At 70.7% G+C, this 23,376-nt stretch carries 11 protein-coding genes; 3 read left to right on the forward strand and 8 right to left on the reverse strand.

The genetic code is table 11. The features are described from left to right. Positions 1–514: 514 nt before the first annotated feature. Positions 515–1,867 (reverse strand): SGNH/GDSL hydrolase family protein, encoded by a 1,353-nt coding sequence (locus tag TsocGM_RS19590; RefSeq protein WP_126727160.1) that lies wholly within the window; start codon positions 1,865–1,867, stop codon positions 515–517. Between the two features lie 167 nt (positions 1,868–2,034). On the opposite strand from TsocGM_RS19590, the gene TsocGM_RS19595 reads away from it, so the two are divergent. Further along, complete coding sequence (locus tag TsocGM_RS19595) at positions 2,035–5,499, forward strand: glycosyltransferase (RefSeq protein ID WP_126727161.1); 3,465 nt, start codon at positions 2,035–2,037, stop codon at positions 5,497–5,499. A 29-nt stretch (positions 5,500–5,528) separates the two neighbouring features. Here TsocGM_RS19595 and metF read toward each other — a convergent pair whose 3' ends face one another. Next, positions 5,529–6,446, reverse strand: coding sequence for a methylenetetrahydrofolate reductase [NAD(P)H] (metF, locus tag TsocGM_RS19600; protein ID WP_126727162.1), 918 nt, complete (start codon positions 6,444–6,446; stop codon positions 5,529–5,531). Positions 6,447–6,721: 275 nt separating this feature from the next. Here metF and TsocGM_RS19605 point away from each other — a divergent pair, with 275 nt between their 5' ends. Beyond that, positions 6,722–8,206 carry a phenylacetate--CoA ligase family protein gene (locus tag TsocGM_RS19605; RefSeq protein ID WP_126727163.1) on the forward strand — a complete coding sequence of 495 codons (1,485 nt, stop codon included), beginning with the start codon at positions 6,722–6,724 and terminating at the stop codon, positions 8,204–8,206. Here the strand turns inward: TsocGM_RS19605 and TsocGM_RS19610 are convergent. From TsocGM_RS19610 to TsocGM_RS19635, 6 genes are all read right to left on the reverse strand, one after another. Next, the gene (locus tag TsocGM_RS19610; protein WP_126727164.1) at positions 8,163–8,708 is read right to left on the reverse strand and encodes a diacylglycerol kinase family protein; all 546 of its coding nucleotides are present in this window, start codon (positions 8,706–8,708) and stop codon (positions 8,163–8,165) included. The genes TsocGM_RS19605 and TsocGM_RS19610 overlap by 44 nt on opposite strands. Then, complete coding sequence (locus TsocGM_RS19615; protein WP_126727165.1) at positions 8,705–12,403, reverse strand: hypothetical protein; 3,699 nt, start codon at positions 12,401–12,403, stop codon at positions 8,705–8,707. Before TsocGM_RS19615 ends, TsocGM_RS19610 begins: the two co-directional genes overlap by 4 nt. Positions 12,404–12,694: 291 nt before the next feature. Next, positions 12,695–15,655 carry an FAD-binding and (Fe-S)-binding domain-containing protein gene (locus tag TsocGM_RS19620; RefSeq protein WP_233579044.1) on the reverse strand — a complete coding sequence of 987 codons (2,961 nt, stop codon included), beginning with the start codon at positions 15,653–15,655 and terminating at the stop codon, positions 12,695–12,697. A gap of 150 nt (positions 15,656–15,805) precedes the next feature. Further along, on the reverse strand, positions 15,806–16,465 hold the full coding sequence (gene folE / locus TsocGM_RS19625) for a GTP cyclohydrolase I FolE (RefSeq protein ID WP_126727166.1): 660 nt from the start codon (positions 16,463–16,465) through the stop codon (positions 15,806–15,808). Between the two features lie 126 nt (positions 16,466–16,591). Then, positions 16,592–17,281: an LON peptidase substrate-binding domain-containing protein gene (locus TsocGM_RS19630; protein ID WP_126727167.1), complete on the reverse strand. Its 690-nt coding sequence runs from the start codon at positions 17,279–17,281 to the stop codon at positions 16,592–16,594. A gap of 412 nt (positions 17,282–17,693) precedes the next feature. Further along, a complete protein-coding gene (locus TsocGM_RS19635; protein ID WP_233579045.1) occupies positions 17,694–18,539 on the reverse strand; it encodes a phosphoenolpyruvate hydrolase family protein in 846 nt (281 codons plus the stop codon). 333 nt (positions 18,540–18,872) lie between these two features. On the opposite strand from TsocGM_RS19635, the gene TsocGM_RS19640 reads away from it, so the two are divergent. Further along, on the forward strand, positions 18,873–23,192 hold the full coding sequence (locus tag TsocGM_RS19640; RefSeq protein WP_449342998.1) for a PVC-type heme-binding CxxCH protein: 4,320 nt from the start codon (positions 18,873–18,875) through the stop codon (positions 23,190–23,192). Positions 23,193–23,376: the final 184 nt, after the last annotated feature.

Here is a 23,376-nt window from a genome sequence, read left to right on the forward strand (position 1 = left end):
CCGCATCGCTGGTGGGCGTGGTCTGGGACGGGCAGGCCGACCGACGCCGACGGCGAGGGGGAGGTGCCGGGGCCCCGAGCCCACCGAACCTGCACCGGCAGCTTGACAGTCCCCCTCTCATAGATGGGTTCGCTCCGTCGTCGGCACGACCGGGAACGCCGTGACGGCCGCGCCGCCGGAAGCGGCCTCCGATCGGATGCGGTGCGCCGTCCGTCACTCCCCCTCGCGTTCAGGCGGGATCGCCATGACCGATTGGTATTGAATGGGTTATGTCGATCGTCCGAGTCCATCGCGTCGCTCCCCTTGGCTTCGCTCCGTCGTGCTCGTCCCCGGGAAGAGACGTCCAGGCGATTCCCGCTGACCGTCGGAATGCAAGCGTGCATTTGATCGTGCCGCGTGCGTCGGAGTGGGTCGCAAGCCAAGCATGCGTGATTCCAAGGAGCAGTCGGGGCGGAACCGGGAAGGAGGGGAACCGGCCCCTCGGCGATATCATCGGGGGGTGGGGGGCCGGGAGTCAGGGAAGGGAATGCGGCCTGGGGGAAGCTCGATCCTTCGGCGAGGCCGGAGCTGAGGGGGAGGAGTCGCCGACGGGGGAGATGCGGATGCGGACCTCGAGGGGCTGGCAGAGGGCTCGGATGGGGGCCATGAGGTGGTCGTCATCGCCGGGAGGGGGAGGGGAGTCGGCGGGGGCTTCGCCCCGGATGCTGGCGCGCCAGGCCTGGGCCTGGGCGGAGCGAAGCGAAGCGAGGAGGCGAAGGACGTCTCGGGAAGCGGCCACGGTGGGGAAGTCGGGGAGGGAGGTGAGGTCGAGTCCGGCGGAGAGCTCCTCGGCCGAGCAGGTGGCGACGGGCTTCGGGGTGGGATCGACCGTCTCGGAGGCGAGGAGGGTATAGGTGCCGGGAGGGAGACCCGAGACGGTGAGGCGGTAGCGGTTGAGACGGTCGGCAATTTGAGCGACGCGGATGAATTCGGGATCCCAGGAGGGGTCGAGGGGAAGGGGGAGGGGGGAGGTCCAGGTCATTTCCAGCGAGCCGTCGCGCAGGGAAAGGTCGTCGAGGGTGCCCTCCTCGGCCCGGACGGTGCCGGAGTCGGGGTCGACGATGACCCGGGCTTCGGCGACCTCGGCGGGGGCTCCCCAGGCGGTCAGGAGGGCCTGGGCGATGAGCCAGTGACCGGCGGGGTCGGGGTGGACGCCGTCGGGGGAGAGGGAGACGCTCACCCGGTCTTCTCGGCGGAGGCGGAGGTGTTCGGAGATTTCGCCGTGGGGGTCGGCCACGAGCAGGCGGTCGTCGGCGAGGGAGCGGAGCCAATCGCCGAAGCGGGAGAGGACGTCGTCGTAGTCGACCGCGGGGAAGCGGTAGCCGTAGTGCTTGGCATTCGGGTCGCCGACCTGGCGGCGGTAGGGATCGTAGGGGGGAGGGGTCATCAGGTCGATCCGGGCGCCGGCCTCGAGGCGGGCCCGCTCGATGAGGCGGTTGATGCCGGCCTGGTACCGGGCGAAGCGATCGGGCGAGAAGGGGTGATAGATGCCGTCGTTCATGCCGTAGCAGGCGACGACCCGGTCGGGGTGCCAGGCGGTGACGTCTCGCTCGAAGCGGTCGTGGATCCAGGGGCGGGGGAAGGGGTGGTCGGGCTCGCTGGTGCCGGCGGCGGTCTCGCTGCTGAGCCCGTGGTTGATGACGGTGATGGTGCGGTCGGGGAATCGGGTGAGCAGGTAGGCCTCGACGTAGACGACGTAGTGGCCCGCCTGGGTGATGCTGTCGCCGATAAAGAGGACGCGCTCGCCATCCCTGGGCAGGGCGTCGGCGGCCGACGGCGGCGGGGTCGGGAGCAGGAGCAGGGCGGAGAGGGCAAGGGTCGCGATCACGAGGGTTCTCCTGGGCAAGGACGCACCGGATCGGGCCCGCCGATCGGGGCTCGGTTCGGATTGACCGACCCCATTGTTCTCGGTATGCCTCAGCGGATCGACCTCGGAGTGCCGCTCGGGTCGCCGCTCGAATCGCCCGATCGACCCGTCGAAGGGAGTTGACGGTCATGCCCGATCGACCCGAACCGCGCAGGATCCCGGGGAACGCCGATCGGAGGCCGGCGAACCCGGTCCGCGACGCCCCTGGCGCCGGGGAGGCAGAGGGGCCGGTGCTGCTCCAGGCGGCGGAGGCGATCGAGCACACCGTGGAGGATCGGGGGCGTCGGATCCGGGCGCTGGAGGCCCGGCTGGCCGAGCGGGATCGGCTGGGGATGGCCCTTCGGGAGCGGATCACCGAGCGGGCCCTGTACGCGACCTGGCTCGAATCGGAAGTCGCGAGGCGGGAGGACCGGCTCGGCGAGCTGGCCCGGGAGCTGGAAGGCCGCTCCGCCGAACTGGCGAGGTTCCGGGCCGACGTGGCGGCGATGCAGGCATCCCGGACCTGGAAGGCCGTGGCGACCGTCGGCCGGCTGGTCGACCGAGCGCGATCGGCGGCAAGAGCGATGCGGGGGCTGCCCGCCCGGGTCGTGCGAGGGAAGGCGAGGCCGATCGGGGGAACACCGGGAATCGGGGGCGAGCCGAGAGGCGATCGGCTCCCGGAGGCTCCGCTCCGGGACGATCGGCCCCCGGAGGAGGGCCCCCGGCGATCGGCCGTCGAGCCCTCCCGTCCGCGGCGCGATCGCAACGCGATCCTGACGCTCATCCCGCCGAGGGTCGAGCCATATGACGAGTGGTTGCGCAACAATGCGTGGAACGCGGCGAGACGAACCGAGGCGGAGCGCGACCTCGGACGGCTGACGAGCAAGCCGGTGATCTCGGTGGTGGTGGCGGCGGCCGGCGAGACGGTGGCCGAACTGAGGGAGACGCTGGCGTCCATCCGGGAGCAGGTCTACCCGGAGCGGGACGTGATCCTCGTCGGCGGCTCGACGTCGGCGCCGGCCTCGATGGCGGGCAGGGCCCGGGCGAGGGGAGCGGCCGACGGGGATGGATTCGAGGCGCTGAGGGCGGCGGCGAGCGAGGCGACGGGGGAGTACCTCGTCGTGCTCGACGGGAGGACGAGGCTGGCTCCCGACGCCCTGCTGGAGATCGCGAGGGCGGCCACCGTCGGGGACGAGCCGGCGATGCTCGTCTTTGGGGACGAGGACCGGGTCGACGCGGAGGGGAGGCGGTTCGGCCCGAGGTTCCGGCCGGGATGGTCGCCGGAACTGCTGCTGGCGACGCCGGCGATCGGCCGGGTGTTCGCGGTGAGACGGTCGGATTACGAGGCGGTTGGCGGCCTGAGGCCGGAGTTCGGCGAGGCCTGGCCGTATGACCTCGCCCTGAGACTGGCCGAGCGGCCGGGGAGGGTGGCCCGCGTTCCCCGGGTGCTCTGGCACGTGTCGGCCGATCGCGAGGGGCCGGATCCGGTCGAGGCGGCCTCGGCTCGGACGATCGGCCTGGCGGCCCGGGCGGTGTCGGAGGCCCTGGGCCGGCGAGGGATCGAGGCCCGAGTCTGCCAGCCCGGGTGGGCCTCCCGACAGCGGTTCCCGGCCTTCGAGCTGGAGTTCCCCGACCGAGGGCCAAGGGCGGCGGTCCTGATCCCCTCGAAGGATCGGGTGGACCTGCTCCGGCGGTGTGTCGCGTCCGTCCGGGAGCGGACAACCTACCGGGACTTCGAGATCGTCATCCTCGACAACGGAAGCGTCGAGCCGGAGACCCTCGAGTACCTGGACGGGCTCGGGGAGGGTTGCCGGGTGCTCCGGATCGAGAACGAGGGCGGGCGGTTCAACTACGCGAGGCTCCACAACAAGGCAATCACCCTCCTGGGAGACGAATTCGAATTCGTCGTCCTGTTGAACAACGACACGGAGGTGCGGCGGGGCGAGTGGCTCTCGCAGCTGGTCGGCTACGGCGGGATGGAGGGGGTCGGCGCGGTGGGGGCCCGCCTGCTGTACGGGGACGGCCGGATCCAGCACGCGGGGATGCTGACGGACCTGCACGACGGCCTTCCCGGCCACGCCTTCAAGTCGTCGCCGTGGTGGGACGCGGGGGACCAGCGCCTGGCCCGGCTGCCCCGGAACCTGAGCGCGGTGACGGCCGCCTGCATGCTGGTGCGGCGGTCGACCTTCCTGGAGCTCGGCGGGTTCGACGAGCGGCGGTTCGCCGTCGGGTACAACGACGTGGATTTCTGTCTGAGGCTCCTCGAGCGGGGCCTGCGGTGCGTGTACGCGCCGAAGGCGGAGCTGCTGCACTTCGAGGGAGCGACTCGGGGGACGGAGGACGACCCGACGGAGGCCTCCGCGTTCCGGACGGCCTGGGGGCACCGATCGGATCCGTATCACCACCCGGCGCTCAGCCGGGGAGACGAACGGCTGGGGATCAGCACTCGGAGGGCCGGACCGATCGCATGGCCGGGGGGCCGGCCGGCCCGAGTGCTGATCGCGCTGGACCAGCTCGACGCGACCGGGGCCGGGCAGCTCGCCCGGGGGCTAGCCGAGGGGGTCCGGGGCCGGGGGCTGGTGGAGGTCGAGGTGCTGGCCCGGGGGGTCGGGCCGATCGCCGACCGCTTGCGGGACGAGGGGGTGCGGGTGACGATCGCCCGGGACCGCGAGGAGGACCTGCTCGATCGACTCTCTCGGGGGGATCTGGACCTGCTGCACGTCGTCGGCCTGGGAGAGGCCGACGCGATCGAGGCGGCGCGGTCGATCGGGCTGCCGACCATCTGGACAATCCGGGAGGCGGTCGACTTCCGGGACGCCTTCTCGGGGCTGGGAGCGCACGAGGCCAGGGGGGCGATTGGGGCCTTCTCGGCGGCGTACCGGGTGGTGTTTCCGGCCTGGGGAGTCCGGCGGCCATTCCACCCGGTCGAGTCGCGCTGGAACTTCGAGGTCGTGCGCGAGGCGCCGAGACCGATCGCCGACCCGCCGACCCGGTTGGAGGCGAGGCGTCGGCTCGGCCTGGCGGCCGGCTCGGCCGTCGTGGCCTGCGTGCACGAATCGGACGACCGGGGGGCGGAGGACTTCGTGGTCGCGGCCTCGGAACTGATCCGGTCGGGGAGGGAACTCTCGGCGGTCGTGCTGGCGCCGGAGGGGATGCTGCGGTCGCTGGCGAGGGAGGAGGCGGTGCGGTCGATGCCGGACCGGTTCCGCCTGATCTCCGGGGCCGATGACCCGGGAGCGGCGCTGGCGGCCAGCGACCTGCTGGTGATCGCCCAGCGGCGGGATCCGGCCCCGGCGGCGATCGCGCTGGGCCGGGCCTTCGGCGCGCCGATGGCCGTCGCCGAGGTCCCCGGAGTGGAGGAGTTCGTGCGTCCCGGGCGATCGGCCTTGCTGTTCGGGGCGGGGGACGTGGGAGGGATCCGGGGAACCGTCGCGACGCTGCTGGACGACGAGGGGCTCCGGGCCCGCATCTCCCAGGCGAGCCGAGTCCGATCCGGGGAACCCGACGGCTTCGAGGCGATGGTCCGGTCGTACGAGCGGCTGTATCTCGAGGCGGTCGCCGTGGGGACGGGCCGAGGGATGCCCGGCTTCGGCTGGGAGCGCGAGGCGGCCTGAGGAGCGAACCCCCGATCGCCGGGCAGGGCTCAGTCGGTGCGGAGGGCGACGGAGTCCTTGACGCCAAGGTTCTCGTAAATCTGTCGGGTCGCGTCGCTCTTGTTCAGGGTATAGAAGTGGATGCCGCGCACGTGGTTGTCGAGCAGGTCGCGGCATTGCTCGGTGGCCCAGTGGATGCCGACCTTGGCCACCAGCTCGGGCGAATACTCGGGGGCGCAGCGCTCGATGGCGCGGAGCAGCCGGGCGGGGAATCGAGCGCCAAGGGCGAGGTCGGCCATGCGGACCATGCCGGGCTTGCTGGTCACGGGCATGATGCCAGCGATGATGGGCACGGTGATCCCGGCCAGCTCACAGCGCTCGCGGAAGTCGTAGAAGTCCCGGTTGTCGAAGAAGAGCTGAGTGCAGATGTAGTGCGCGCCGGCGTCGACCTTGCGCTTCAGGTAGTCGAGCTCCTGGAGGCGGTTCGGGGTGACGGGGTGTCCCTCCGGGAACCCGGCGACGCCGATGCCGAAGCCCCGGGGATCGGGGCGGTTGGGGTGCTCGGCGATGAAGCGGACGAGCTGCTCGGCGTACTGGAAGGCGTCGTTGGCGCGGTCGTAGCCGGCCGAGTTGCGGGGGGGATCGCCCCGGAGGGCGAGGATGTTCTCGATGCCGGAGGAGGCGTAGCGGTCGAGGATCGCGGAGAGCTCCTCCCGGGAGTGGCAGACGGAGGTCAGGTGCGAGACGGCGGTGAGATTGGTCTCGGTCTGGATCCGGACGATCAGCTCGTGGGTCCGGTCCCGGGTGGTGCCGCCGGCGCCATAGGTGACGGAGACGAACGAGGGCTGCAACTCCTGGAGCTGGCTGATGGTGGCGAACAGGTCTTCGGAGGCCTGGGCCGTCTTGGGAGGGAAGAACTCGAAGCTAAAGGTCGTCTTGTGCTGGGCCAGGATGTCGAGAATGTGCATGGCGGTCGATTCAAGGTTGAAGGAGGGCCGCCCCCCGGCCCGGTTCCCGAGGCGTCCGGCCGTTAGGTTACTCGCTTGGGATCGGCGGGCCAAGGGCGATTGAGCCTGGCGAGGAACCCGGGACGCTCTCCCCCGGAGTCGAAGCGATCGGGGAGGCGGAGGGGGTCGAGTTCCCCGGGCGGTCCTGCCGATCTTGTTCGCACCATACAACCTCCGGCCGATCGGGGGGCGAGGAGCCGGGCCCGGGGAACGCGAGGGAGGTCCAGGAGGAGACCATGATTCGATTCACGGTCCGGTCGCTGTCGATGAATCGGGTCTCGAGGATGCCCGAGGACCGGGTGGCCGCCCTCCAGCGGCGTCGGCTCCGGGCCCTGGTGGGGCATGCAATCCAGCACTCGGCGTTCTACCGGGAGCGGTACCGAGGGATCGACCCGGATCGGTTCGAGCTGGAGGACCTGGCCCCGACGTCGAAGGGGGAGCTGATGGCCCACTTCGACCGGGTGGTGACCGACCCGGAGATCCGCCGGGCCGACCTGGAGCGGTTCCTGGACGACCCGAACAACGAGGGGACGCTGTTCCGGGGCAAGTACATCGCCAGCCACACCTCCGGAAGCCAGGGGCAGCCGATGCTGATCGTGCAGGACCGGGGCCTCTCGGAGCTGATGTTCGGGCTCCAGATGACGAGGGGGAACGCGAGGAAGCCGACGCCGCTCGAGGCGGCCCGCCGGCTCTGCTCCCCGGCGAGGCTGGCGGTCGTGACGCTGAAGCGCGGGTTTTACCCGTCGGCCACGGTCTTCCAGGCGATCCCGGCGGCGGCCCGGCCGTTCCTGAGGCTGCTCTGGCTCTCGCAGACCGATCCCGACGTGATCGACCGGCTGAACGCCTTTCGGCCGACGGCGCTGACCGGCTACGCCGGGGTGCTGGAGGAGCTCGCCCTGGAGGCCGAGTCGGGCCGGTTGCGGCTGTCCCCCGAGTTGCAGCAGGTGGTCAGCAACAGCGAGGTGCTCACCGATCGCGCCCGGGCCCGAATCCAGGCCGCCTTCGGCCTGCACGTGATGAACAACTACGCCACGGGAGAGTGCACCTTCTTGAGCAACGGCTGCCGAACCGACCCGGGAGCGCACGTGAACGCCGACTGGGCGATCCTGGAGGTCGTCGACGCCGACAACCGGCCCGTCCCCGTCGGGACCCCGGGGGCGAAGGTGCTGATCACCAACCTGGCGAACCGGACCTTGCCGTTCATCCGGTACGAGGTCGGGGACGTGGTGACGATGGCGACCTCGCCGTGCCGCTGCGGAAGCCGCCTGCCGAGGATCGAGCGGATCGACGGCCGGACCGCGGACACGTTCTGGATCGAGGAGGGCGGGCGATATCGTCAGCTGATCTCCAGCGTCTTCAAGAACGCGTTCGATTACGCCCGGGAGGTCCGGGAGTGGCAGGCGGTGCAGGTGGAGCGGAACCGGTTCTCGGTGCGGGTCGAGGTGCTCCCCGGGCAGGAGCTCGACCGGGAGCACCTGCGCCGGGCCCTGGATCGGCAACTGGAGCTGTACCGCTTCCAGGGGCTGGTGTCGGTGGAGGTCGAGCGGGTGGATCGCCTGGGTCCGGACCCGGAGACGGGGAAGTTCCGGAGAATCGTCAGCCCGATCGGGCCGCCGAAGGACCTGGAGCAGCGGCTCCGGGTCGACCCGGCGCACCCGGGGCCGATCCCGTCGGGAGTCACCAGCCGAGGACCTCGCCGAGCCGGCTCACCAGGACGGTGATGGTGATCGCGGCGGAGGTCATCGAGGCGAACAGCAGGCCGCCCGCGGCGATCTCCCGGGCGGTCTTCGCCAGCGGGTCGGCCGGGTCGGCGACGGCGTCGAGGGCGGCACAGAGAGCGCAGCGGAAGGTCTCGGCGACGAGCACCAGGGCGGCCGAGACGATCAGGAGGCACCAGCCGCCGGCGGAGAGGCCCAGGAGGGCCGCCGAGATGGCGATCAGCAGCCCTCGGTAGGCGTGGGCGAAATAGCTCGACTCGGCCCGGATGGCGAGCTTGATGCCTCGGGCCCCCTCCGCCAGCTTCGATCGCGTCGTGGCGCCGCGACGGCTCGGGGCCGTCGGCTCCTGCAAGACCGGAGGGACCGGCAGTGCGACGAGCTCGGCGTCGCTCGGCGGGTCGACCTCCGCGCCGTCGGGGGGAGCGGCGGGGAGGTCGGGCCGGGGCTCCGAGCCGGGGCCTCCTCGGCCCCGGCTCGGATGCGAGAAGAAGTGCGGGGCGCTCATTGGATCGGGGCGAACCGGAGGTCGGGGCGGAACGGCACGGCGGCGGCGGCCCCCAGTCGGGTCCGGGGGCTGAAGCGGGGGACCAGCTCGAAGACGAAGGACCAGTTCTCCTGCAAGGGGGTGTAGCTGATGCCGACGGTCGTGAGGAAGTCGGCGCCGATGCGGGTGAAGGAGAAGGCGGTGCTCAGGAGCATTCCCTCGCCGAAGTCGTAGAGCCCGCCGAAGGTGGTGTACCACTTCGGGCTGAGCCAGTAGCCGTAGCTGGCGTTGAGGGCCGAGGTGTTGATCGGGCCGGTGTCGATGATCGAGTAGGCCAGGTACATCGACCCCCGAGGCGGCCGGCTGATGTTCACGCCGGCGGTGATGATGCTGATCCCGTCGTTCTTGCCGGCCTGGTTGCGGGGATCGCCGACGATGTCAAAATAGTCGAACCAGCCGGAGGAGACGAAGCTGGTGCGGTCGCCCAGGTACCATTCGTACTGGTACTGGGTCTGGCCGAAGGGGACGCCGAAGTTGTCCCGGCTGGCCTCGGGGTAGTAGAAGCTCCAGACGTCGAGGGCCATGAAGTCGATGATCCGGCGGTCGTCGATCGGGCCGCGCTTGGTCTGCAGCCGCTGGCTGGTGCCGATGCGGAGCGTCTCGATGGTGTCCTGCACGTCGGTCGTGCCGGTGATCGGAGAGGAGGCGCGGCGGAGGGTCAGCAGCAGGGGGTTGTACTGCGCCGGCAGGACGCCGCTGCCGTAGTCGTTCAGGGCGAAGTAGCGGCGGACGAACTCGTAGGTGTTGTCGTCGAGGCCGTCCTGCACGCCCAGCCGGTTGAGGGAGAGGGTGGAGTAGGCGTCTCGGTAGTCGGCGTAGAGGACCGACTTGTGCATCAGGCCGTGGACGTTGAATAGCTCGCTCTCAACACCTGGGAAGGGGCGGTAGAAGGCGATATCGGCCCGGACGCCGTAGGCCCCCCAGGCCCGGCCGATCCGGGAGCCCTGGGGGCCCCGGATGTAGTCCTGGGAGATCAGCCCGGGGACGTAGCCGAGGGACGGGAGCGGCTGGGTGTACTGGTTGTCCCAGCCCATGAGCTGCCCCTGGACGTAGGGGACCACCCGAAGGGCCCGGAGCTTCAGGGGGAGATCCAGCTCGTGGTTGGTGTACAAGCGGCCGGTGCGGAATGGGCCGCTGGTCAGCGAGGTGGGGTCGTAGGGCAGGAACCCGAAGAAGATGCCGGGGTCGTTCACCTCGACGGCGGTGTGGGTGTTGGCGTAGCTGACACCGGTGTGGTGGTAATAGGAGAAGAACCGGCCGAGGCCCAGTGGGGCGTCGCCGAGGCGATAATAGTCGAGCTTCGGGAACCACTGGGACTGGGTGTACCAGTCCATGGGCGTTACCTCGGCGGTGGCGGTGAAGGCGCGGTCGCCCCACTGCCGGATGGCGTAGATGCGGGTGCGCTGATCGAGGCCGGAGTCGTTGAGCCGCTTGAAGTACTGCTCCAGGAAGTGGCGGTCGGAGATGTAAGCGGCCTCGAGCTGGAGGCGGAAGTCGTCCAGGGGATCGGCGTCGTCGGGCAGGAATGACTGCATGTGCCGGTACAGGAGCCGGCCGCGGAAGTCCTGAAAGGGAGGGACGGAATTGCGGAAGGCGACGGTCAGCGGGGGGCCGTTGGTGATGATGGCTGGGCCGCCGCCGAGGTTGTCGAAGCCGTGGTCGTTGATCCCCCAGAGGTCGAAGTAGCCGAAGTAGTTCGAGGTGACGCCGGGCAGAAGGTCGCGGCCGAACAGCTCGCTGGAGAGGTCGTCACCGAAGTACCCGAACTCGCTGCCGGCGGCGAAGCCACGGTCGCTCAGGTAGTCGATGTCGATGTTCCAGTTGTCGACCCACTTCGGCTTCCGCAGGCCGAGCAGCTTGAAGCCGTCCCAGTCGGTGAGGATCATCTGGCCGAACAGGTTGTTGGTGCGGAAGGAGATCTGGCTAAGCGGGGGGTTGATGTCCTCGGTCGTGGTCAGGAATCGGGGCCAGTAGAAGAAGGGAACCGGCCCGAGGAAGAAGGTGTTGTTGCGGGCGTCGACGAAGTAGACGTCCTCCGACGACGGGCCGCCGACCGGGTTGAGCAGGCGACGGCGGAGGCCTCCCCGCCGCTCGCCGGGGGCGAGCTTGAACAGGTCGACCACGCTGGAATTCATCCGGTAGCCGGGGCTGGCGAACGGGCTGCCAGTGGTCATGGAGTTGCGCGCCCGGATCGTCGGCAGGCCGAGCACCGGCACGCCGTCGGGGCCGGGCACCACCTCTCGGTACTGGGCGATCGAGTCGGCCAGGGTGCGCAGCGGTGCGAGCAGGCCGGGGGCGTACTGCTCCAGCTCGGCGTCGAGGGCGTAGAACCGCTCGGTCTTCAGGTCGGCGTAGAACCGAGCGGCGGTGTAGTGGATCTGATCCTCCACGCCAGCCAGCTCGCGCTTGTCCTGGCGAAGCTCGACGTCCCCTTCCAGGTAGACCTCCAGCGGGTCGTCGGTCGACTGGGTCGAGGAGCCGACGGCGAGCCCCGCTCCCAGGGAGCTTCGGGTCCAGATCACCGCGTCCCGGGCGGTGAGGTCGATCGTCCCCCGATCGGGGTCGTCGACAACGATCTGGATGCCGCCGGTGGCGATGTACGTCTCGGTCCCGTCGTCGAGCGGGGCGAGCCGGCGGAACTTGGTGAGCGAGGGATTGAGCGGATAGATGTTCACGACCCGCTGCGTCCCCGGGCGGAAGGGCATGACCGGGCGGACGTCCTCCCCGTCCTCCTCGGGAGCGGGCGGGAGCACCACCGGAGGAAGGCCGAGGTCAGGAGCGTCCGGGTCGTCGTCCGGCAGGGGTTCGATCTCCGGGAGCAGGGGGATCTCGGGCAGGGTCGGCTCGGGGAATTCGGGGACAGTCGGCGCGTCCTCAGGCCGGAACTGCGTTTCGGCCGGGTCGGCGAAGGGGGAGTCGACCCGGGGTCCCGGCGGGGGAGGAGGCACCTCGATGACCGAGGGAACCCGCCTCGGAGCCGGGGCCTGCCCCTCGACGTCGCCGTCCGGCCCGACCTGGAAGAGGTTGACGGGCCGGACGTCGGCGTCTGACGGCGAGTTCGGCTTGGGGGCGGAACCCGAGATCGAGGACGGCTCGGGAACCGGTGGGATCGCGGCCGGGATCTCCTGGCCGACGGAGTTGGCGGCCGTCGAGGCCCCCTTGAATTCGAGGAGAGCCCGGTCGACGACGGGATCTCCCGCCGGGGGCCGGTCGATCGAATCGACGCCGAGGCTGGAGAACGGCGGCCGGATCTGGACCTCGTCCGTCGCCGCGACGCTCCAGCGGCGAGCGGGCTGGGGGGCTTCTCCCGGGGCGTCGAGGAGGGCGTCTCCCTCGGCGTAGACGTCGACCTGGTAGGTCGGGCGCCCGGTGGCCGGCGACAACGGCTGGATCCGAACCAGGGCCTCCCGGGATCGGACGCCGCTGACCCCCTGGAAGACAGCCGCCCTGCCGGAAAGGCGGACCCAGCGGACGCGGCCCTCGTCCCAGGTCGTGATCTGGTCGGCCGCGAGCAGGACCGGGCTCCGGTCGGGGATGCGGGGGCCAATGGGGGCCTCCTGGGCCGGGGCGCGGTCGCTGGCGATCAGGGCCAGGGGCACGATCACGGCCCAGAGCCCGACCCCTCCGCGACCGCAGCTCTGGTGGCGACCCTGCACGGCGACGCTCCTCTCTACCCCGACACCTCGGCCCGATCGCCTCCCGACGGGCCCTCGCCAGCGGCGGCGGGTCACCTCGGGGGAGATCGGCCGGGAGTCCCGGCCCGGCAATGGCTCGCTCGATCCCCTCCAGGGTCGCTCGGCCGAGATCGTCGAGAGGAGGCGGGTCGAAGGTGGTTCGGACGGGCGACGGGAGGCGAGGGGATGCGAGACGGGAAGGTCGGCCGGACGATACTGGCCCCTCCCCCGGGCGTCAAGGCGAACGACGGGAGGGGCGGCCCGAGGGCGGGGTCATCCCAGCGCGAAGCGGCGGTCTCGGGGCTCTCGGAGCGTGCGAAGGTCGCTGGGAAGCAGGCCGTAAGACATCGCCAGCAGCGTGATGGGGTGGACCGATCGCTTGCGGGAGCCCTGCTCCATCTGAAGGCGGCAGGAGGAGCACTCGGAGCAGGACAGGTCCAGGTCGGGATCCCTGAGGCGGTGCCGGAGGGTTCGGCCGGCCCGGAGAGAGTCCCGGAAGTGGGCTCGAGACATGCCGTAGGTCCCCGCCATGCCGGAGCATCCCCGATCGACGTGCTCCACCTCCAGCTCGGGGATCTGGCGGATCAGCTCGAACGCGGGCATGCCCACCGCCAGGGCCTTCAGGTGACACGGCAAGTGGTAGCCGACCCGGGCGTGGATCGGCACCTCGGGGCGGGGGAGCAGCCCCCGGGACCGGAGCCCCTGGAGGTAGTGGCCGACTTCCATCGTGTTGGCCGCGACGAGCTCGGCGTCGAGGTCGTCGGTGAGCCGGAGGTAGTCGTTGCGGATCATCAGGGCGGCGGTCGGCTCGGAGCAGACGACAGTGTGCCCCTCCCTCACGGCGGCGCCGAGGATCCGGAGGTTCGTCAGGGCGGCTTCCCGGGCGGCGTCGAGGTCGCCCGCGACCAGCGCCGGCATACCGCAGCCGCGCTGGCGGCGGGGGACGTAGACGTGGACGCCGCAATGGCGGAGGACGGCAACCACCCCTTCGGCGATCGACTGATCGTAGTAGTTGGCCACCAGGTCGAGAAAGTAGACCACTCGGGGGCCGGGACGGTCGCCGGCCGGCTCGGAGAGGCCGACCCGCTCGGCGCGCCGGACGAACGACAGGGGGCGGGCCCGGGGCAGGTTGCGGTCCTTCGACAGGCCGACCAGCCGCTCGATCGCCCATCGGGCCGTCCGGGAGCCGATCACTCGGTTATACAGCCCCGGGAATCGGGAGGAGAGCCGGGCCCACAACTCGATCCGGGAGAGGAACCACTCCGAGGGGCTCAGGCCGTGGACCTCGGCGTAAGCCGACTTCACCTCGAGCATCATCCCCGAGACGTCGACCCCGGAAGGGCACTCTCGCTCGCAGAGCCGGCAATGGACGCAGTGGTCGGCGAGCCGACGGGCCTCCTCGCTTCCCCAGTGAGAGCGATCGAGCCGGCCGCTGGCGATGTCCCGGACAAGCCCGGCCAGGGCGCGGGGGGTCTGGTCCTCGCTTCGGGAGGCCCGGAAGCTGGGACAGATGCGCACCAGAGGGTCGAACGAGCGGCAGCCGCCGCAGCCGTTGCAGTCCATGGCGGCGTCGATCGGCCCGCGCTCCCCCCAGCGCAGGCGGGGCTCGATCACCGGCAGCGGGGCGGGCAGGGCGTTCGGCACCCTCGCCGGGGCCGATCGGATCGCCAGGGGTTCCCCAGCGCCGGTGCCGGCGTCGAGGACCCCCGGGTTGAGGGCCCCGATCGGGTCGAACAGGAACTTCAGCGAACGGGCCGCCCCGCCGGGTCCGGGCCCTGAGGCGAGGGACCGGAACGAGCGAATCCGAGGACCGACCTCGGGATACGGGCCGCCGCCCACCGACAAGGCGGCCTCGATGATCGCGTCGGCCAGGGGGCCGAGCCGGTCTCGGTCGACGGGATGGCCAAGGTCGAGGAACGGGCGCACGAGGATCGTCCCCGACCCGACGCAGCCGTGCAGGGTCCAGCTCACGTCGAACGCCTTGAAGGCGTTCTGGAGCCGGAGGATCAGGGGCCCCCAGGACTCGGGGGGGGCCACCAGCGCCGGGACCAGGGCGGTCGGCCGGGCTCTTCCCTTCATCGACATCAGGCGGGGCTCGACGCGGCGGCGAAGATCGAGCGCCCGGTCACAGTCGGACCCGCGGGCCATCTCGACCACCGGATTGAGCCGAGAGGGCAGCCGGGCCATCCGCTGGACCAGGGCCCGGGCCCGACTGGCGACCGCCGTCGGTTCGTCGCCGAGGAACTCCACGATCAGGGCGGCCTCGGCCGTCGGAGGCACGATCTTCCCCCAGTACGGGTCCTCCTCCCGGGCGAGCCGGAGCGTCCGCCAGTCGATCAGCTCGCAGCGCGCGGGGCCCTCCAGCAGGCAGGAGGGGATGGCCGAGGCGGCCTCCGAGAGCCGGGAAAAGGGAAGGATCACCACACGCTGACCGGTCGGAATCGGGGCGGTCCGGAGCGTCACCTCGGTCATCAAGGCGAGGGCGCCGAAGGAGCCGTCCAACGCCCGGTGCGGAAGAAATCGCCCGTTGCCCCGGATTGATCGGAACGGGTCGGGCGTCTCGGGACGGCCGCCGAGGCGGTCGTCCCGGGGGGCGTGCCAGTTGACCAGGGTGGCCATCCGGCGCAACAGGTTCCGCTCGAAGGGCTCGTCGCCCGAAGACGATCCCTCGGAGGAGGAGGGGGGACGGACGGGGAAGAGCGCCCCCTCCTCGCCGTTGGAGAAGACGACGCGGACCCCCTCGAGCGCGTCGGACAGCGGCCCGAAGCGGAGCGAGCGAGGCCCCCGGGCGCCGACGGCGATCATGCCTCCGATCGTCCGGCTCCAGGAGCCGGAGGGGTCGGGCCAGATCCGGCGGCCGACCGGAGCGAGCCGGGCATTCACCTCCTCCAGAACGGCCCCCGGCTGGACCGTGACGCGATCCTCCTCGATCCGGAGGATCCGACGCAGGTGGACACTGAAGTCAACGACCAGGCCCCGGCCGATCGCCGAGCCGAACGGGTTGGTCCCGGCCCCTCGGGCGTGGATCGGGATCCCTTCTCCCGAGGCGTACCGGACGACCGAGGCCAGTTCCTCGTGCGTCCTCGGAGCAACGACGCCGAGGGGGTCGGCCTCGAAGAGGCTTCCGTCCCGGCTGTACGGTGAGCGCCGGATCGGCTCGAAGGAGAGGGCCCCCCCGACCAGCCCCCGCAGATCGTCGTAGACCCGGGCTCTCGTCTCGTCCAGCCTGGCCACAGGTGGTGCACGACTCCAATCGGACGCCGAGGCCCGCCCGGTCGCCCCGGAACGGCCCGGGAGCGAGCGGCGAGCACCGTTTCGATCTTGACCGCCCCGGCCTCCCGACGCCAGTCCGAGGGGAGGGAGGGGCGTCTCGGACGGGCCGGATCAGACCGATCGGCTCGCCCCGTGGATGAGGGAGAGGACTTCCATGCGAGTCGCCACGTTCTCCCGGAACGAGCCGCGCATGGCGCTGGTGATGTAGGTGCTTCCCGGCTTCTGCACCCCCCGGACGGTCATGCAGCTGTGGACGCCTTCCATCACGACGGCCACGCCGAGGGCGTCGAGCTGCTCCATGAGCAGGTCGGCGATCTGCTCGGTGAGCCGCTCCTGGACCTGGGGCCGCCGGGAGAGGACGTCGATCACCCGGGGGATCTTGGAGAGACCGACGACCTTGCCGGAAGGCAGATACGCGACGTGGGCCTTGCCGGAGAAGGGGAGCAAGTGGTGCTCGCAGAAGCTGGAGAAGGTGATGTCTCGGATGGTCACCATCTCGTCGTACTTCTGCGTGAAGCGCTTGGCCAGATGCGTGCTGGGGTCCTGGTGGAGGCCGCGGAAGACCTCGGCGTACATGCGGGCGACGCGGTCGGGGGTTTCCAGCAGCCCTTCGCGGTCGGGATCCTCGCCGACGGCCAGCAAGATCTCGCGGACGGCCCGGCGAATGCGGTCGAGGTCGACCGGGTGGGAGCCGTCGGTGGCGCCGGGCCCGGCGCGGTCGTCGGCTGGCTCGCCCAGGGTGTGGGGGTGGCAGGAGAGGGACTCGCTCATCGGTTCGACTCTTCGGGTTCTCCCGACCTCCCCTCGCGCGACGGCATGAACCCCCGAGCCGGGGGGAGCGGCGTCCGCGTTTCGAGGGCCGGGGATCGGCGGTGGTGTGGAGGGAATCGGTGGGGATCAGTTCCTGCTGAAGGGAGGAGGGAAGCCGATTCCCCCGTCCTCGGAGGGGCGGCCGAGGGCCTGAAGGTGCTCCCGTAAGAGCCGGATGAGGCTCCTGGCCCGCCGCTCCACCCGGTACTCGGCGAGGAAGTTCCGCTTCAGCGCCGGAGATAGCTCGAGATAGTGCCCGAGCAAGTCGGTTAACACCCCCGTGGGGACGGGAGCCTCGAGCAGCCGGGCGATCTCGGGTTCGACCCGCCCTTCCCGGTGGCAGGTCTGCCGGAAGAGGGAGATCAGCTCGTCCCGGAGCTCCTCGATCGGCTCGTCGGGATAGACGTCCTCGAGCGGCTCGACGCGGGCCTTGCGGTAAAGACGGTCCGTCTCCAGCTCGCAGATCAGGCGGACGCGCTTCAAGCCGACCAGCAGGAGGTTGTAGCGGCCGTCCTCCAGTCGATGATGATCGAAGATCCTGCCGAGGCATGCAACCGAGTCGATCGGGGGGTCGGCCGTCGCGTTCCCGTCGGCGCCGTCTCGGATCTGGACCATGGCGATCAGGCGGTCGGACGCGAGGGCGTCCTCGGTCATCTGGCGGTATCTCGGCTCGAAGATGTGCAGGGGCAGGACACAGTGGGGGAAGAGGACAACGTCGGGCAGGGGGAAGAGCCGGCAGTCCCCCTCGAACCCCCTCAACTCCAGGTCCAGATCCATTCGGGTCCCTCCTCAGCGGGCGGAGATCGGCCGCTCGGCCGCCGACGGGCGCGAAGGACCGGACCGGGGCCGGGTCGAGCGCCCCGAGATCGGGAGGAAGGGCTTGGGCTTGGACATCGGTCGCACTCGGGCCTCGATCGGAGATCGCCGTTGGAGGTTCTCGCGAGCGAACAGGAGTGATCCGTGGAACGGATTGTATTCCCAGAGGTTATCGCGACAAGGACCCCTCGGCCGATTCTTCCCTGGGCCGGGAGGGATCGGCCCCTCGGGTTGAGCGCTCCGGCCGTCTCGGAGGACGAGAGGTCGAGCCGGGAGGACTCGGCCGGAACTCCGCCCTCGGAGGAGTGTTCGGGAGCGGGTCGCCGGCCCTCGCGCTCCAGGGGAGGGCTCGAGGACGGTCGGGGGGAGGGGCTCAGGAAGGACCGGACGGAGTGCGTCGGATCGCGGTGAACCGCTCGACCTGGGCTCGCAGGGCCCGTTCGGTCGGCAGGCGCTCCATCGAGCTAGCGCCGTAGAAGCCGTCGACGGCCGGGACACGCTCCAGGATCGTTTGGGCGTCGTCGGGGGAGGCGATCGGGCCGCCGTGGCAGAGAACGATTACATCGGGGCGGGCGGATCGGGCGGCCTCGGCGATGGCGGCGACCCGAGGAACGCAGTCCTCCAGGGTCAGGGCCGACTCGGCTCCGATCGTGCCGCCGGTGGTTAGGCCCATGTGCGCGACGACAAGGTCGGCGCCAGCCTCGGCCATCAACCGGCCCTGCTCGGGGTCGAAGGCGTAGGGGGTGGTCAGCATCCCGAGTTCGTGGGCGGCGGCGATGCACTCGATCTCCAGGCCGAAGCCCATGCCGGTCTCCTCCAGGTTCGCACGGAAGGTGCCGTCGATCAGGCCGACGGTGGGGAAGTTCTGGATGCCGGCGAAGCCCAGGTCCTTCAGTTCCCGGAGGAAGCGGTCCCGGATCAGGAACGGGTCGGTGGCGCAGACTCCGGCCAGGACGGGCGTGTGCCGGACGGCGGTGAGGACCTCGAAGGCCATCTCCCGGACGATCTGGTTGGCGTTCCCGTAGGGCATCAGACCGGCCAGGGAGCCTCGGCCGGCCATGCGGAAACGGCCCGAGTTGTAGATGACGATCAGGTCGATGCCACCGGCCTCCTCGCACTTGGCGCTGATGCCCGTGCCGGCCCCTCCCCCGATGATCGGCCGGCCAGCGGCGATCTTCGCCCGGAACCGCTCCAGGATGACGTCTCGAGACTCGGCCACGACTGCTCCCCCTCCGACGCGATGCCTACCCCAATAACCGCGAATTCGGTGCCCGATGCCCCGGACCGTCGGCCCGTCGGGACGCTCCTGGATTGTCACCGGGGGGCGGTCCGTTGTCCAATGGGAGGGACCTGGAGCCGATCGTGCGAGGGGCCTCGGGGTCGGTTCGAGGCCCGGCCCGACAACTCGACGGCGAGGGAGGACCGCGGTTCCACCCGGGCCGCGCCAATCGGCGCGCCCTTGGCCGGATCGAGGCGACGCTCCCAGTCTTCTCACTCCCGTCCGCCCGATCGACGGAGATGATCCGAGATGATCCGACGCCTGCTCCTCGCGATGGCCTTCGGCCTGATGCCCAAGGTGCCGCTCCTCGCCGTCGCGCCGCCGCCAGCGGCCCCATTGAAGGTGCTCTTCCTGGGAGACCGGGGGCATCATCGGCCCTCCGAGCGAGCCGCCCAGCTCATCCCGGTCCTGGCCGGGCGGGGGATCGATGTGACGTACTCGGAGGACGTGGCCGGCTCGCTGACTCCGGAGACGCTGTCGACCTATGACGCCCTGCTCCTCTACGCGAACATCGAGCGGATCGAGCCGGCCCAGGAGCGGGCCCTGCTCGACTACGTGGCCGGCGGCGGGGGCTTCGTGCCCGTCCATTGCGCCTCGTACTGCTTCCTGAACTCGCCGAACTACGTCGAGCTGGTCGGGGCGCAGTTCCTCCGCCACGGCCAGGGGGAGTTCGAAACCGAGGTCGTCGACCCGAACCACCCGATCATGGCCGGGTTCGAGCCGTTCCGGACCTGGGACGAAACCTATGTGCACACCCGGCACAATGAGGACCGGCACCTGCTCCAGGTCCGGGCCGACGGCGAGGGACGGGAGCCGTGGACCTGGGTGCGGTCGGTCGGCCAGGGGAGGGTCTTCTACACCGCCTACGGGCACGACCACCGCACCTGGACCGAGCCCGGATTCCAGGACCTGATCGAGCGCGGCATCCGATGGGCCGCCGGCAAGGGAGCGGTCTTCGACAGCCGCCCCCGAGTGACCGAGGGGCTCCCTCCGTTCCGGTACGCCAGGGCCGGGGCCCCCATCCCCAACTACCTGCCCGGCGAGCGCTGGGGAACGCAGGGCGAGCCGATCACCACGATGCAAGAGCCGCTGGAGCCGTCGGAGTCGATCAAGCACCTCGTCGTGCCCCGTGGCTTCCACCCCGAGCTGTTCGCCGCCGAGCCAGAGATCGCCAAGCCGATCTGCATGAACTGGGACCACCAGGGGCGGCTCTGGATCGTCGAGAGCGTCGACTACCCGAACCTCAAGAACGAGGACAACACCGGCCAGGACCGCATCACCATCTGCGAGGACACCGACGGCGACGGCCGGGCCGATCGGTTCACGGTCTTCGCCGAGGGGCTGAACATCCCGACGAGCCTGACCTTCGCCAACGGCGGCGTCGTAGTTGTGCAGGCCCCCGACACGCTGTTCCTCAAGGACACCGACGGCGACGACAAGGCCGACGTGCGCGAGGTCCTCTTCACCGGCTGGGGAACCGACGACACCCACGCCGGGCCGAGCAACCTGCGGTACGGCCTGGACGGCTGGATCTACGGCATCGTCGGCTACTCGGCCTTCCGGGGCACCGTCGGCGGCGAGCAGCACCGCTTCGGCCAGGGGTTCTTCCGGTTCCGACCGGACGGCTCGGCGCTGGAGTTCCTGCGGTCGACGAACAACAACTCCTGGGGCGTCGGCTTCAGCGAGGAGGGGTTCCTCTTCGGCTCGACGGCCAACGGCTGCCCGAGCGTGTATCTGCCGATCCCGAACCGCTACTACGAGGCGGTGCGCGGCTGGGCGCCGACCGTGCTGCAGAACATCGCCGATTCCAACCGGTTCTTCCCGATCACCGACCGGGTCCGTCAGGTCGACTGGCATGGCGGCTTCACCGCCGCGGCCGGCCACGCGCTTTACACCGCCCGGACCTACCCCGCCCACTACTGGAACAGCACCGCCTTCGTCGCCGAGCCGACCGGCCACCTGGTCGCCACCTTCACGCTGGAGCGTCGGGGAACGGACTTCGCGTCGCACTACGGCTGGAACCTGGCCGCCAGCGACGACGAGTGGACCGCTCCGATCATGGCCGAAGTCGGTCCGGATGGGCACGTCTGGGTGATCGACTGGTATAACTACATCGTCCAGCACAACCCGACGCCCCAGGGCTTCGAGACCGGCCGGGGGAACGCCTACGAGACTCCGCTGCGAGACAAGACCCGAGGGCGGATCTATCGCATCGTCTCCGACGGCGCGCCTCCGATCGAGCCGAGGACGCTCGACCCCGACGACCCGGACCGCCTGGTGGCGGCGCTGACCGACAACACGATGTTCTGGCGGCTGCACGCCCAGCGGCTGATCGTCGAGCGGGGCCGTCGTGACGTGGTGCCGGCACTGGTCGGCCTGGTGGCCGACCGGTCGGTCGACCAGATCGGCCTGAACCCGGGGGCGATTCACGCCTTGTGGGCGCTGAAGGGGCTGGGAGCGCTGGACGGCTCGGCCCCGGAGGCGACAGCGGCGGCGGTCGCCGCCCTGGGGCACCCGTCGGCCGGCGTGCGATTGAACGCCGCCAAGGTGCTGCCGGCCGACGACGACGAGGCGACCCGGGCGATCCTCGGGGCGAACCTGCTGGGAGACGAGGATCCCCAGGTGCGGCTCTCGGCGCTGCTCGCGCTGGCCGAGCGGCCGGAATCCGCCGAGGCGGCCGAGGCGATCGCCGAGGCGCTGGCCTCGGGAGCGTTCGATGGCGATGCCTGGCTCGGCCAGGCGGCCACCGCGGCGGCGGCCGGGCACGCCGGGCCGTTCCTGGAGGCGATCGCCTCCCGGCACTTCGAGCGGCCTCCGGGAGAACTTGTGGCCGAGGTGACCGGCCGGGTGGCCGAGCATTACGCCCGAGGAGGCCCGGCCGACTCGGTCGGGTCGCTGCTGGCGAAGCTCGACGGCGCGGCCCCGGAAGTCTCCCGGGCGATCGTCGCCGGCCTGAGCCAGGGATGGCCGGAGGGCCGGATCGCCAACGTCGGAGACGGGGCGGCCGCCGCGCTCGGCCGGTTGGTCGAGTCGCTGCCGCCGGAGTCCAAGGGGCAGCTCGTCAGCCTGGTGGAACGCTGGGGGGTGCCCGGCTTCGAGGCCTATGCCGCCGAGGTCGCCAGCGCCCTGCTGCAAGCCGCGGCCGACGAGGAGCGTTCCGAGGACGCCCGGCTCGATGCCGCCCGACAGTTCGTGATCTTCAAGGGAGACGACCCGGAAGCGGCCGCCGAGCTGCTCGCCTTGATCACGCCTCAGACCACCCCCTCGATGGCCGTCGGGCTCATTTCGGCGATCTCCCGGAGCGAGGCTCCCGAAGCGGGGGCCGAGCTGGTCGAGGCGTATGCATCACTGACCCCGGCCGTACGCGACGAGGTCCGTCGGGTGCTGCTCCAGCGGGCCGATTGGGCCAGGGCGCTGATGGACGGCATCGAGTCGGGGGAGATCCCGATTGGCCAGCTCGCGCTCGATCAGAAGCGGGCGCTGACCGACCACCCCAACGAGGAGATCGCCGAGCGGGCCCGGGCCCTGATGGCCGAGGGAGGAGGCCTCCCGAACCCCGACCGCCAGCGGGTCATCGACGAACTGGCGCCCGTCGTCCTGGCGGGAGGCGACCCGACCGCAGGCAAGGCCGTGTACCAACAGCTTTGCTCGAAGTGCCATATGCACTCGGGAGAGGGGGGTAAGGTCGGGCCAGACCTGACCGGCATGGCCGCCCACCCTCCCGAGGAGCTGCTGGTGCACATCCTCGACCCGAGCCGGAGCGTCGAGGGGAACTTCGTGCAGTACACCGTCGCCACGACCGACGGCCGCATCCTCAGCGGACTGCTGGCCTCGGAGACGAAGACTTCGCTGGAGCTGATCGACGTGGAGGGGAAGTCGCAGACGATCCTCCGCGAGGACGTCGAGGAATTCATCGCCTCGCAGAAGTCGCTCATGCCCGAGGGCTTCGAGGCCCAGGCGACTCCCCAGCAACTGGCCGATCTGATGGCCTTCCTCACCCGGCCGGGCAAGTACCTGCCCCTCGACCTCCGGAAGGCCGCCACGGTCGTCAGCACCCGGGGGATGTTCTACGACGAGGACTCCCGAGCCGAGCGGATCGTCTTCGACGACTGGTCGACGAAGACCGTCGAGGGCGTGCCCTTCCAGCTCGTCGACCCGCAGGGGGACCGCGTGCCCAACGCCGTCCTGCTCCACAGCCCGCAAGGCCGGAACCCTCCCCGGATGCCCCGGTCGGCCGAGCTGCCGGTCAACGCTCCCGCCGTCCGGATCCACCTGCTCGGCGGCGTCGGCGGCTGGGCGTATCCGTATAGCAGCGAGGAATCGGTCTCCATGATCGTCCGCATTCATTACCAGGACGGCACCACCGAGGACCACGAGCTGCGCAACGGCGTCCACATCGCCGACTACATCCGACGGGTCGACGTGCCCGGCTCGATCCTCGCCTTCGAGCCCCGGGGACGCCAGCTGCGCTACCTCGCCATCCAGCCCGAGCGGCCCGACGATCGGATCGATCGGATCGAACTGGTGAAGGGGGAGGACCAAACGGCGCCGCTGGTGATGGCCGTCACCGTCGAGATCGCCGGAGCCCCATGACCGGCCCCCCCGGCCCGGGACCCTTGGCGTTCCCGGGCCGGGTCGTTTCGGCCGCTGGACGGAGCGGAAGACGGTCACGAGGATTGGGGTGTCCCAATTGTTGAGCGATTGTCAAACCCGTCCGGAATGGGCGAGGAAACCCGCGTGTCCGGTTCGAGTTGGTGACGGCACCGGGGAGGAGGCG

The organism is Tautonia sociabilis, from assembly GCF_003977685.1.
GTDB lineage: Bacteria > Planctomycetota > Planctomycetia > Isosphaerales > Isosphaeraceae > Tautonia > Tautonia sociabilis.

Coding starts and splice junctions, on each gene's coding strand:
- TsocGM_RS19595 (WP_126727161.1), top strand. CDS start 2,035: ATGCCCGATCGACCCGAACCGCGCAGGATCCCGGGGAACGCCGATCGG.
- metF (WP_126727162.1), bottom strand. CDS start 6,446: ATGCACATTCTCGACATCCTGGCCCAGCACAAGACGACCTTTAGCTTC.
- TsocGM_RS19605 (WP_126727163.1), top strand. CDS start 6,722: ATGATTCGATTCACGGTCCGGTCGCTGTCGATGAATCGGGTCTCGAGG.
- TsocGM_RS19610 (WP_126727164.1), bottom strand. CDS start 8,708: ATGAGCGCCCCGCACTTCTTCTCGCATCCGAGCCGGGGCCGAGGAGGC.
- folE (WP_126727166.1), bottom strand. CDS start 16,465: ATGAGCGAGTCCCTCTCCTGCCACCCCCACACCCTGGGCGAGCCAGCC.
- TsocGM_RS19630 (WP_126727167.1), bottom strand. CDS start 17,281: ATGGATCTGGACCTGGAGTTGAGGGGGTTCGAGGGGGACTGCCGGCTC.
- TsocGM_RS19640 (WP_449342998.1), top strand. CDS start 18,873: ATGGCCTTCGGCCTGATGCCCAAGGTGCCGCTCCTCGCCGTCGCGCCG.